At 62.7% G+C, this 12,536-nt stretch carries 10 protein-coding genes; 7 read left to right on the top strand and 3 right to left on the bottom strand.

The genetic code is table 11. The features are described from left to right. Positions 1–60: 60 nt before the first annotated feature. Complete coding sequence (locus AYX22_RS10645) at positions 61–1,104, bottom strand: NAD(P)-dependent alcohol dehydrogenase (RefSeq protein WP_207597383.1); 1,044 nt, start codon at positions 1,102–1,104, stop codon at positions 61–63. Positions 1,105–1,234: 130 nt separating this feature from the next. On the opposite strand from AYX22_RS10645, the gene AYX22_RS10640 reads away from it, so the two are divergent. The 4 genes from AYX22_RS10640 (at position 1,235) to AYX22_RS10625 (ending at position 6,334) form a co-directional block, all read left to right on the top strand. Beyond that, positions 1,235–2,125 carry a helix-turn-helix transcriptional regulator gene (locus AYX22_RS10640; protein ID WP_207597382.1) on the top strand — a complete coding sequence of 297 codons (891 nt, stop codon included), beginning with the start codon at positions 1,235–1,237 and terminating at the stop codon, positions 2,123–2,125. A 19-nt stretch (positions 2,126–2,144) separates the two neighbouring features. Beyond that, a complete protein-coding gene (locus AYX22_RS10635) occupies positions 2,145–2,375 on the top strand; it encodes a hypothetical protein (RefSeq protein ID WP_207597381.1) in 231 nt (76 codons plus the stop codon). Between the two features lie 195 nt (positions 2,376–2,570). Further along, on the top strand, positions 2,571–4,256 hold the full coding sequence (locus AYX22_RS10630) for an acyltransferase (RefSeq protein ID WP_242703601.1): 1,686 nt from the start codon (positions 2,571–2,573) through the stop codon (positions 4,254–4,256). Between the two features lie 116 nt (positions 4,257–4,372). Continuing rightward, entirely contained in the window at positions 4,373–6,334 is a 1,962-nt protein-coding gene (locus AYX22_RS10625; RefSeq protein ID WP_207597379.1) for an HNH endonuclease signature motif containing protein, read from the top strand. A 437-nt stretch (positions 6,335–6,771) separates the two neighbouring features. Here AYX22_RS10625 and AYX22_RS10620 read toward each other — a convergent pair whose 3' ends face one another. Beyond that, positions 6,772–7,350, bottom strand: a complete 579-nt coding sequence (locus AYX22_RS10620) for a Clp protease N-terminal domain-containing protein (protein WP_207597378.1) — start codon at positions 7,348–7,350, stop codon at positions 6,772–6,774. 153 nt (positions 7,351–7,503) lie between these two features. Beyond that, a complete protein-coding gene (locus AYX22_RS10615) occupies positions 7,504–8,439 on the bottom strand; it encodes a 5'-3' exonuclease (protein WP_242703600.1) in 936 nt (311 codons plus the stop codon). A gap of 181 nt (positions 8,440–8,620) precedes the next feature. Between AYX22_RS10615 and AYX22_RS10610 the strand changes: the two genes are divergently transcribed. The 3 genes from AYX22_RS10610 (at position 8,621) to AYX22_RS10600 (ending at position 12,510) form a co-directional block, all read left to right on the top strand. Beyond that, entirely contained in the window at positions 8,621–10,531 is a 1,911-nt protein-coding gene (locus AYX22_RS10610; protein ID WP_207597377.1) for an FAD-binding monooxygenase, read from the top strand. A 171-nt stretch (positions 10,532–10,702) separates the two neighbouring features. Next, positions 10,703–11,974, top strand: coding sequence for an MFS transporter (locus AYX22_RS10605; RefSeq protein WP_242703599.1), 1,272 nt, complete (start codon positions 10,703–10,705; stop codon positions 11,972–11,974). A 17-nt stretch (positions 11,975–11,991) separates the two neighbouring features. Next, a complete protein-coding gene (locus tag AYX22_RS10600; protein WP_207597375.1) occupies positions 11,992–12,510 on the top strand; it encodes a dihydrofolate reductase family protein in 519 nt (172 codons plus the stop codon). The last annotated feature ends 26 nt before the right edge of the window (positions 12,511–12,536 follow it).

The raw sequence follows: 12,536 nt of genomic DNA, 5'->3' as shown, positions 1-12,536 counted from the left end.
TGGTACGGAAAGGCCACGCCGGTGTGAACCCGGCGTGGCCTTTCCTCTCGTGCAGTGTTTCTAGCCGATGGTGGAAGCGTCGATGACAAAGCGGTAGCGGACGTCGGAGGCGAGCACGCGCTCGTACGCCTCGTTGATCCTGCTGGCCGGGATGACCTCGATTTCGGCGCCAAGGGCATGTTCGGCGCAGAAGTTCAGCATTTCCTGCGTTTCCCGGATGCCGCCAATGGCGGAACCAGCGAACCGGCGACGACCTGTGATCAGCGAGAACACGTTCACCGGCAGCGGTTCGGCCGGGGCGCCAACGTTGACCAATGTGCCATCAAGTGTCAGCAACTGAAGGTACGCGCTGATATCGATCGAAGCGCTGACCGTGTTGATGATGAGGTCGAAGGTGCCGCCGAGTTGCTCGAATGTGGCGGGATCACTGGTGGCGTAGTAGTGGTCCGCGCCAAGCCCGAGCCCGTCCTCCATCTTCTTCAATGACTGCGAAAGGACCGTGACCTCAGCGCCCATGGCATGGGCGATCTTGACGGCCATGTGGCCGAGTCCGCCAAGCCCGACAACCGCAACCTTCTTGCCGGGACCGGCGCCCCAGTGGTGCAGGGGCGAGTAGGTGGTGATGCCTGCGCAGAGCAGCGGAGCAGCAACGTCCAGTTCCAGGCCCTCCGGAATGGTGACGACGAAGTCCTCATTCACCACCACATGGCTGGAATATCCGCCTTGGGTGATGGTGCCGTCGCGGTCAACGGCACCATAGGTGCCCACGTTTCCCTTGAGGCAGTATTGTTCCTCTCCGGCCAGGCAGTTCCGGCACTCCTTGCACGAGTTGACCATGCAGCCGACGCCAACGCGGTCGCCCACCTTGTGCTTGGTCACATCGGAGCCAACCTCGGTGACGATGCCGGCGATTTCGTGACCGGGGGCCAGAGGATACTGCTGCGGCCCCCAATCACCGCGGACCGTGTGGATATCGGAATGGCAGATGCCGGCGAACTTGATGTCAATGTGGACGTCGTTCGGGCCGACCTCGCGACGTTCGATGGTGGTCAGGGTCAGGTCGCCCGTAGCCGAGGGGGCAGCGTAAGCGTTAGCGGTAGGCATGTTTCTCCTGCGTTGTGAACGTTGGTGGATATTTCCATCTAACCTTGTTTCCCTGGACGCAAGGAGTTACTGCTGTAAGGGGTAATGACAGGGACTCCCTTAGCTGGACAAAAGCCATACCGTTGAAACCATGGACAACCGGACTGAGACGCGTGACTTTCTTTCCACCCGAAGGGCGAAAATCACGCCGGAGCAAGCGGGACTGGCAGCTTATGGCGGCAACCGTCGGGTCCCCGGACTTCGACGCGGCGAAGTGGCCATGTTGGCAGGCATGAGTGTTGAGTATTACACCCGGCTGGAACGGGGAAACCTCTCCGGGGTCTCTGAAAGTGTGCTGGACTCGCTGGCCAACGCCTTGCAGCTGGACGACGCCGAACGCGCCCATCTGTATGACCTCGCCCGCGCGGCAAGCGATGGCGGCAAGTTCCGGCGTCGTCCTGTCCGGAAGCAGGCCATCCGGCCGGGGGTGCAACTCACGCTGGATGCGATCACCGGCTCGCCGGCTTTCATCCGCAACGGCAGGTTGGACCTTCTGGCAACGAACGCCTTGGGTCGGGCCCTGTACGCAGACATTTACGACAGCCCGTCCGGACCGCCCAACCATGCACGTTTCCTCTTCCTTGATCCCCGCAGCCACGATTTCTACACGGACTGGGAACGCGCCGCCAACGACACCGTGGCCATCATGCGAACGGAGGCCGGCCGTGATCCTTATGACCGAGGGCTCAGCGACCTTGTGGGCGAGCTGTCCACCCGCAGCGAGGAATTCCGTGTCCGCTGGGCATCCCACAATGTCCGCCAGCATTTCACCGGGAAGAAACAGTTCCGGCACCGGATAGTCGGTGATCTGCACTTGCTCTACGAGGCCCTCGAATTATCCGCTGACGCCGGTTTGACCTTGACCGTCTACAACGCCGAACCCGGTACGGGCACTGCGGACGCCCTTCAATTACTCGCAAGCTGGGCTGCGACCACTCCCGCGTCGGCCGCGGACTCAGAGCCCATCCGTCACCATCACTGAGACCTTCATCAAGGAATTCATGGATATCCCGCCCGCGACCACCAGCACCAAAGGGCCTGCGGAGCTCTTCACCGGCGACGTCTATTTTGACGTCCTCGCCAAGGGCGAAGAGCCATCGCAGTTAAGGATGAACATCGTCAGGTTCGCGCCGTGTTCCCGGACAGCGTGGCACACCCACGCGGCGGGCAAAACCGTCTACACGCCCTTGGCGAGTGGCACTGGCATGGCGCTGCCCCGGATCACTTCATGAGTCATTTGGCTAGGTGGGAAACCGCCGGCGCTACCGATGGCTCAGAGACGGCGTGGGGTTGGTCACCGATGAGGAGTACGGCTACCCGGAGTGATCGACCCTGATTGTTTCCGTCTGACACATTGACCGGGGTGGGAGGGGCCGCAAATAATGGGGGAAGCGCTTTCCACTACCTGTCACCGCGGAGCCTACGACGTGAATCCCCAGCACCACCTCAATTTTGACTACTCTCCTTGGACGTTTTGGAGTTCTGCCTCGGAGGCGGAACGGGACGCGCAGCACGAATACCAAAATGGCTTCGCAGCACGCGATGGCGTCACCATAGGTGAGCGGGCTTTCCTGTCTCCGATGGCCAGTATTGACCCCGACTCACTGTCCATTGGCGCAGACTCCTTCATAGCCGCCCACGCCTACGTCACGGGTACCGTCACCATTGGTGACGATTGCACGGTTAACGCCTTTACCGTGGTTCGAGGCGACATCACCATGGGCGACGGCGTGAGGATCGGCGCCCACACCTCCATCCTCGGCTTCAACCACTCCATGGATCCCGCCGAACCCGTTTTTAAACAGCCGTTGACCAGCACAGGTATCCGCATCGGAGACGACGTCTGGATTGGGTCCAACGTGGTGGTCCTTGACGGAGTCACAGTTGGCTCGCACGCAGTTCTGGCCGCGGGCGCCGTGGTCACCAAGGATGTTCCCGAATGGTGCATCGTGGGCGGAAACCCCGCCCGCAGGATCCGCGACAGGCGGGACGCCGCTCCGGCCAGGACGTTGGGGGATATGACCGCGGCCGACGGCGGGCTGTTGGCAGAGTTGAGAGCCTTCGCCGATGCGGCACGCACCGATGCTCCGCTGATTCTTTCAAGGAGTTGGACCTCCGCCGATGGCGGCTGCTATGTGGACCGTCCTGGCACATCGCCGACCGTCAGGGCGCACTGCGATGCCATTGAAATCGCGGACCTCCTGTTGGGTTCCGTCCCACCGCAGCTCACCCGGGCGGATCACATCGAGCAGCTCCAGGCACTCCAGGATCCGACCTCCGGGCTGGTGCCGGAGTTGGGCTCCGCCCGCTCCACCACCAGTGCACCCCTGATTTTTGGCGAGGGACCAGCCACCTATCACGTCCTCTCGGCAGGCTATGCCCTAGATCTACTGGGGAGCCGGTTCCGCCATCCGGTGTACTGCATCGCCGACATGGACCCGGCAATGCTGATTTCTTCCTTGGACGCGCTGCCGTGGCGAAAGGAAGCCTGGGGATCAGGTGCTTGGGTGGACGCATGGGGCACTGCCGCTTACTGGAACCTTGCGCGGAATCATCCCAACTCCGTGGGTTCGTTGGAGGCGCTGTTCGGCTGGCTGCTGACGCACGTCAATCCGTTGGCTGGAACGTGGGGTACGCCCACGACAGATACCCGGATGAAGGTCGTCAATGGGTATTACCGCCTGACTCGTGGCACTTTTGCGCAGTTCGGGGTACCGGTCCCCCACGTTGAACGCCTCGTGGACACTGTCATGGAGCACTCCTCGGATCCGCGCTATTTCTCCCCCGGGCGGCAGAATGCCTGCAACGTCCTGGACGTCGTCCATCCTTTGTGGCTGGCGTCCAAGCAGACCTCATATCGCCGGGCAGAGATCAACAGCTGGGCCGGAGCCCAGCTGAAGCAGGCCTTGGGCCTGTGGCATCCAGGCCAAGGAATGGCTTTCAGCGCTGCGGAAGAGAGCGGAGACCACCATCTCCCAACACTTCAAGGAACGGAGATGTGGCTGGCCATCATCTGGTACCTCGCCGACATCCTGGACAGCGCTGAAGCACTGGGATACAGACCCCGCGGCGTCCACCGGCCCGAACCCGCGTGGTCGCTGCCTGGTCTGTAGCTTTCCGCACATCACCATGTCGGCTGATTCCCTTCCAACGCTCTCACTTGATGCCGAAAGCACGTGGCGACATCGACCGGCGCAATAATGTCAGAGCCCCCTGACATGCTGTTTTTATGGAAAAACCAGGGCAGTCGACAGCACTCAGGGCGCAATTTTCCCCTGCTGTGGTTGCCCTGACCGCTGTCCGGTCACGACGCGTCTTGAGCATGCCGGACGTGCTGAAGGCCGGGTTCAAGGATTCGACGGCGACCGTCACTTGGATTGGCCACTTCCACGGCGCCGGGCTGCCCAACAGTCAGACGAAGTCCGCCCGGGCTTCATCGCTCACCGACCCCGCCCCGGCTGGCGTTTCGGCCCAAAGTCCAGGATCAATCCCGACCGTCCCGCCAGTCCAACGTCCCGACTCCCAGCGCCCTGATCCCAAGGCGGCCGGCAGCCGGGACCTGGCGGCGTTCCTTGACGACAGCGCGGCACTTCTGGACTCCGCGCGCGTGTCCGCTGCCGGTGAGGCGCGGCTGTTTGGGTTTGTTGAAGCGGCGGATTTTGCCGGCGAGGTCGAGGAGATCGCCCGGTCGGTGGAGTACTTGCAGGTGGTCGCGGCGCAGGCTGTGGAACGGACCCGGACCGAAGCCCAGCAAACCAAGCCCGGACCCTCGGCGGCAGCACCGCAATGGCGGACCGGCTGGACCGAACCAGCCACGGACGCAACGGCTCCGGGCGTAACGGTTCCAGAGGCGACGGATCCGGGCGTAACGGTTCCGGGAGCGGCCAGTGTTCTGGATGACGGGTACCGTAACGCGGCCCAGTTCCTGCGCGCACGGTTGCGGATCGGCATCGGAGAAGCCAAGCGCCGGCTCGCCCTCGCCCCGGACGTCCTCCCCCAAACCGGGATGGCCGGGCAGAACATCCCGGCCCGCCACGCAATCCTCTCCCAAGCGGTTGGTTCCGCACTGGTGCCTTCCCGTTCGGCCTCGATCATCAGCACCGCCCTGGACAAAGTCCGGAACCTCACCGACGAGGACACCCTCACCCGGATGGAACACGCCCTCACCACCACCGCGGTCGAGACCGACCCGGACTTCGTCACCACAATGGCCAAACGCTGGATCGACGCCATCGACCACGACGGCCCCGAACCCACCGAAGAAATCCTCCGCCAACTCCAAGGCGTGTTCCTCCGCCGCCAACGCCGCCACGGACTCCACCACCTCGAAATCTTCGCCACCGACGAACAATACGAAATCCTCACCACCGCCATGAACGTCGCCACCAACCCCCGCCTCACCACCCCCGGCACAGGCACCACGGAGAACACCGAAACCGGGGACAACCCACACAACAACCCACACAACAGCCCAGGCACAGGCACAGGCACCAGCCCGGACCTGGACCTGGACCGGCGCAGCCGCCCACAGAAACTCCTCAACGGCCTCACCAGCGCCTGCAGCCTCGCCATGCGCACCGAAAAACTACCCGCCAACGGCGGCCTCCCACCCCAACTCACCGTCACCATCGGATACCAAGAACTCCTCGAACAAGTCCACAACCACCACCACAACCCCGGCACCGGCACCGGCACAGCGGCTGGGCTAGGGACAGGGGCCGGGACAGCGCCAGTAACTGGGATAGGGACCGGGGCTGGGATAGGGACAGGCACCGCGACCTTCACCGGCCCGATGCACCCGAACACCATCCGCAAAATCGCCTGCGACGCCGACATCCTCCCCGTCGTGCTCGGCAGCGACTCCCGCATCCTGGACATCGGCCGCACCACCCGGATCTTCCCACCCCACATCCGCAAAGCCATCACCGCCCGCGACCAAGGATGCGCCTTCCCCGACTGCACCATGCCCGCACCCTGGTGCGAAGCCCACCACACCACCTACTGGTCCCACGGCGGCACCACCTCAACAGACAACGGCACCCTGCTCTGCAGCCACCACCACCACCTCATCCACAAAGAACAATGGCGCATCGACATCAAAACCGGCATCCCCTGGTTCATCCCCCCACCCCACATCGACCCACACCAAACACCCCGACGCAACCACCACCACACACCCCACAGAACATAGGAGGCCCGGGTTCAACAACACGCCCATATATGGCGCCCTGGACTGTCCGAATAACGGGGGGACTGTCCTGTAAATTGATGGGCGGCGGGTCGGGCCTGATGCTGGCGGCGCCCCCGTATGTGATGTCCTGACCCCACGTCTGGCCCGGCCCGATTCCTGGGTGGTAAAGGCGCTGGCTAGAGCCACATTAAGCGCGACAGTCCTCGGGCACCGGCGTTTCAGGCTTGCTTCAAGCGGCCCTGCCGTATTGGCGTGAGGCCTCACTGCTCGGCCAGTTCGGCGATCTTTCGCTCCAACGCAGTACGTTCGGCGGCGTTCGAGCACAGCTCAAGTGCGTCCAGCAAGGTACGGACCAGACCGCAAGGGATCCCCCGGATATCGCCCGGGGGATCCCTTGCTTCAGCCGGTCAGCTGGTCAGCTGGTCAGCTTGGCAGTGTCAGCGGCCGCCTCCCCCAATGACTCCAGCCTCCACGGCTTTGGTCACGGCGTCTGCCTCTGCCTGGGTCAATTTGCCGTCCGTGACCGCCTTGTCCAACTTGGATTTCAGTGCAGCGGAGCGTTCCGCTTGGCCCGCGGCCCGGATTTCTTCCAGTGCCGTGGTGACCTTGGCTTCGTCGACGCCCAAGGCGGCAGCAAGAGATTTCGCCAGTGCCGCGTCCTGCTCCGTCCGGTCCGGCTTGGTTCCTTCGGCTCCGTCTGTTCTTTCAGCAGGCGGCGTGGTGGGTTTGTTGGCCTCACGGAATGCCTTCAAAGCCTCGGTGACCTTAGCCTCATCCACACCGAGCTTGGTTGCCAGCTCAGCGGCCATCTGTCCCCGATCGCGTCCGTGTCCGCCTGGCTTTCCGCTTCGGTCTGAAGGGGTGGTTGCTTCCGCTGACGATGTGCCGTTTGGGGACGCCGTGGCGCTCGGCGTCGGCGTGGTGGCCGCCGTCGCGATACTCGTCGCGCCCAAGCCTGCGCCCAATGCCAGTGCTCCGGCTGCTACGCCCAGCGTGATTCTCTTGACTTTAGACATGTGCCTCTCCTCAATGAGCCGTCGGTACGGCTGGTGTCTGAGGGACGGTCAAAGCTTCCGTCCTCCTTAACACGATGAGAGACCCACCACAGCCCCGGCTGTTCCGAACCTGTCATTCGGCTGTGAAAGTGAACCGGAGCCTGTGGGTGGATGTCAGCGGACTCGGTCCAGCGCCTCCAACAGCCTCTTGACCGATCCACCCAAATTCCACTCCGTCGCCAGCTGTTCCAGTTCCGTGCGCGCGTCTCCGGTGACGGGACGCAGCTCGGCACCTGCTTCATCAAGCGTCGGCACTTCCAAGTCCCGCACCACATTTACGACCGTAGGCGCCACGTTGAGGTAGTCAGCCGCCGCGGACAGCTTGGCGCGCACAGAAGCCGACAACCCGCCGTCGGGAGCTTCCGCCGCCTCAAGCAGCCCCTTCAATGACCCGTGTTCGCCAAGCAATGACGCCGCCGTCTTTTCTCCGATGCCGGCAACGCCGGGTAGTCCGTCGGAGGCATCGCCCCGGAGTGTTGCGAAGTCGGCATATTGCTGGGGCAGCACACGGTACTTGCCCACCACAACGACGTCGGTGAGGACTTCCAGGTTCTTCATTCCGCGTGCTGTGTAAATGACGCGGACTCCACGGTCATCATCGACGAGCTGGAACAGGTCGCGGTCGCCCGTGACCACATCCGTCGGCATCCGGGACTGGCTCGCGTAGGTCCCTATGACGTCATCCGCTTCATGCGCGTCAACGCCCACCACAGCGATCCCCGCGAGGTCCAGTACTCGCCGGATCATGGGAATCTGCGCCTCAAGAGGGTCGGGGACAACCTCCACATCCGGACCAGTTGGAACAATCTCCGCGACCCGGTGCGACTTGTAGCTGGGAATCAGGTCCACGCGCCATTGCGGGCGCCAATCGTTGTCCCAACAGGCGACCAAGTGCGTGGCTTCGTAGTCGGTGGTGAGTCGGGCGATCATATCCATGAGCCCCCGCACCGCGTTCACAGGTGTGCCATCGGATCGGCGGATGGAATCGGGCACGCCGTAGAAGGCGCGGAAGTACAAAGAGGCAGTGTCCAAAAGCATCAGTCGCGGCATACCTGATCCTGACACGTCCACAGCCCTTTGGGCAGGAAGCTCCGGCAGATTCGGTGGTGGGTCACTGCGAACACTTGAAGCCTACTGTGAGCGGCATTACTATTGTGTGAGCGATAATAGAACAGGCTGTTCTATTATCGAACACCTTGATTGATGGCCCACAAAGAAGTGAGGAAAGCCCGTGCAGTTCCACCACCACGGATACGTATCCGGTGACCCGCGAGTTGAACCGGCCGCCGGCGTCGGCATCAACCGCCCCGCCGAGCTGCCCGACGAAGTTGACGTTCTCATTGTGGGCACCGGCCCGGCCGGAATGTTGACCGCGGCGCAACTGTCCCAGTTTCCTGACATCACAACCCGCATTGTGGAGCGTCGCCCCGGACGGCTCGCCATCGGCCAGGCCGACGGCATTCAGGCCCGCAGCGTCGAAACTTTCCAGGCATTCGGGTTTGCCGAACGAATCATCGCGGAGGCATACCGCATCACCGAGATGGCCTTCTGGAAGCCGGACCCGGCCGACCACTCCCGCATTGTCCGGGCCGCCCGGGCTGTGGACGATCCCGCGGGGATCAGTGAGTTCCCGCACCTGATTGTGAACCAGGCCCGCGTGCTGGACTACTTTGCCGAGTTCATGGCCAACTCCCCCACGCGGATGACGCCGGACTACGGCTACGAATTCCAAGGCCTCGAAGTCACCGAAGACGGCGACTACCCTGTCACCGTCACACTGGCCCATACGTCCGGTCCCAAGGAAGGCCGGGAGCGCACTGTCCGGGCAAAATATGTGGTGGGGGCTGACGGTGCCCGCAGCAAAGTTCGCGAGTCCATCGGCTGCCACCTTGCCGGCGATCAGGCCAACCACGCCTGGGGTGTCATGGACGTCCTCGCCGTCACCGATTTCCCGGACATCCGCACCAAGTGCGCCATCCAGTCCGGCGCCGGTGGCAGCATCCTGTTGATCCCCCGCGAAGGTGGCCACCTGTTCCGCATGTACGTGGACTTGGGCGAAGTTAATCCCAACGACAAAGGCGCCGTGCGGAAAACCACCATCGAGCAAATCATCGGCAAGGCCAACGACATCCTCCACCCCTACACCCTGGATGTCCGCAATGTCGCCTGGCACAGCGTCTACGAGGTAGGACACCGGCTCACAGACAGGTTCGACGACGTTCTGCCGGAGGACCGCGGTACCCGCACGCCACGGGTGTTCATCACCGGCGACGCCTGCCACACCCACAGCGCGAAAGCCGGCCAAGGCATGAACGTCTCCATGCAGGATGGCTTTAACATTGGCTGGAAACTCGGCCACGTCCTGGAAGGCCGCAGCCCCGAAAGCCTACTGGACAGCTACTCGGCCGAACGCCAGGTGGTGGCCAAGAACCTGATCGATTTCGACAAGCAATGGTCCACACTGATGGCCAAGAAACCAGAAGAATTCGAAGACCCCGCCGAACTGGAGACCTTCTACACCAGCACCGCAGAATTCCCGGCCGGCTTCATGACCCAATATGCCCCGTCCATGCTGGTTGCCGAGGCACAGCACCAGGAGCTCGCCACCGGCTTCCCCGTCGGTAAACGCTTCAAATCGGCACCCGTCCTCCGTGTCTGCGACACCAACCCCATGCACCTTGGCCATCACGCCAAAGCAGATGGCCGATGGCGCATCTACGTCTTTGCCGATACTGCCCAAGCGGGCAGCCCAGGTCCGGTAGCCGACTTCGCCGAGTGGATCGCGAGCTCACCGGAATCGCCGCTGGCCGCGACGCCGTCGGACGCTGACCGCGACGCCTGGTTCGATGTCAAGGTGATCTACCAACAAGACCACACCAACGTGGACATCAACGCCGTACCCGAGGCCTTCAAACCCACGGTAGGACCCTTCAAGCTCACCTACCTCGAAAAAGTGTTCGGTACCGACCCCAACAACGACATCTTCGACCTGCGCGGACTCAGCCGGGACGGCGTCGTTGTGGTGGTCCGCCCGGACCAGTACGTCGCCAATGTGCTGCCCCTGACCGCGACGGCCGAACTTGGCCGGTTTTTCGCGCCGCTGTTGGCTTCACACCCGGGCGCTGGACTCGTCCAGGCGTAGAAGCTTCAACGCTGGACAAACTGCCGGTGGACTCGAAAGCCACCGGCAGTTTCTCCGTGGTCTGGCATTCGCGGTGGCTTCGGCGTAGAACGGCTCTATGGGCGATCAGCATGGGTTGCAGGCGGACGTGGCCGCCCAAAAGGCCCTCGGTCGATGGTGCAGGTGGGCAAGGTGAACGAGGAAGCCCGCAAGATTCAACGTGTCTACCTCACGCTGACGCTGGGAAACACCATTGCTGCCTCGTTCATCTGGGGTATCAACACTCTCTTCCTGCTTGATGCCGGGCTGAGCAACCTTGAGGCATTCGCCGCCAATGCGTTCTTCACAGCAGGGATGGTCCTTTTCGAGGTTCCTACCGGGGTCATCGCCGACGGTTGGGGCCGTAGGGTTTCCTTCTTGCTGGGCACGGTGACGCTGGCCGTCTCCACCTATTTGTACTTTGTGCTGTGGCAGATCTCGGCGCCATTCTGGATGTGGGCAGTGGTCTCCGTCCTGCTGGGCTTGGGCTTTACGTTCTTCTCCGGGGCTGTGGAGGCCTGGCTAGTGGACGCATTGCGCTTCTCGGGTTACGAAGGCGGGCTCGAGTCCGTGCTGGGCAGGGGGCAAATGGTGCAAGGCGTGGCCATGTTGCTCGGCTCCGTGGCCGGCGGCGTCATAGCCCAGGCAAGCAATCTCGGGGTGCCGTTCATCCTCCGGGTAGCTGTGTTGGCAGCGATGTTCGCAGTAGCGTTCGCCCTAATGCACGACGTCGGGTTCTCGCCTGAACGCTCGACGCACCCCCTTCGTGCTACCCGCGCAGTGCTTTCCGCGTCCATTGAGAACGGATTGAAAAAACCGCCAGTACGCTACGTGATGCTCGCCGCACCGTTCAGCGCCGGCGTCGGAATCTATGTTTTCTACGCCCTTCAGCCGTTCCTGCTTGATCTGTTCGGCGACCCGCGCGCCTACTCCATCGCCGGACTGGCTGCCGCCATTGTGGCTGGTTCGCAGATCCTGGGCGGCTGGCTCGCTCCCCACGCACGAACACTGTTCCACAAACGCACGTCCGTCCTGATTCTCGGTGGCCTGGTGGGTGCCGTCATCCTGCTGATCCTCGGGTTCACCCGCAACTTCTGGCTTGCGTTGGTGCTCCTGGCCCTGTGGGGCGTAGTGGGCGCCGCCGCAACTCCGGTCCGACAGGCGTATATCAATGACATGATCCCTTCGAAGCAACGGGCCACCGTACTCAGTTTCGATTCGCTCATGGGTTCAAGCGGTGGCGTGGTCATCCAGCCACTCCTTGGCCGGGGGGCTGATCTTTACGGCTACCCGGCATCCTTGGCTGTGGCCGGCGTCATCGAGCTGATCGCGGTGCCGTTCCTGCTGGCAAGCCGAAAGCAAGGCGCAGCGGCGGACACGGCCGTCACAACTGAAACCGCCCCGGACACCGAATCCTTGCCGTGAGTAAGGTGTTCGGGGGCATGGCCTCCAGCTTGGACGGATACATCGCCTCAGAGGGCGGCGATCTTTCATGGCTGAACGATGCCATGGCCAGGGACGAAGACTACGGATTTGAAGCCACCGAGCGCAGGACCGGGGCTTACATCATGGGGGCCAACACCTACCGTGAGGTGTCAGCGATGGGCGGCGGGGTGTCCAAGGTCCCAACGTACGTGGTCACCCACCATCAAACTCTCGCTACCAAGGGCACTACCGAACTGTTCTCCGGCGATCTGCGGGAACTCGTTGCGCATATCAAGGAAACCATTGCCGGGGACAAAGACATCTGCCTGTTTGGCGGCGGTGAGTTGGTGACGGAATTCATCGAGCAGGGTTTGATCGATGAGCTGGGGATTTCCGTGATCCCCGTCATCCTGGGCGGTGGCATTCCGTTCTTCGGCCGGGTGGGTCAGTGGACGAAGTTGGAACTCATGGAGTGCCGTCATTACCCGTCCGGAATCGTCCTGTTGAACTACCGGTTGGTGGGCCCGGGGACCTAGGAGTTCAACGGCGCCAGCCACGTTTT

The organism is Arthrobacter sp. D5-1, assembly GCF_017357425.1.
Lineage (GTDB): Bacteria > Actinomycetota > Actinomycetes > Actinomycetales > Micrococcaceae > Arthrobacter.
This window is presented reverse-complemented; position numbering and strand designations above follow the sequence as displayed.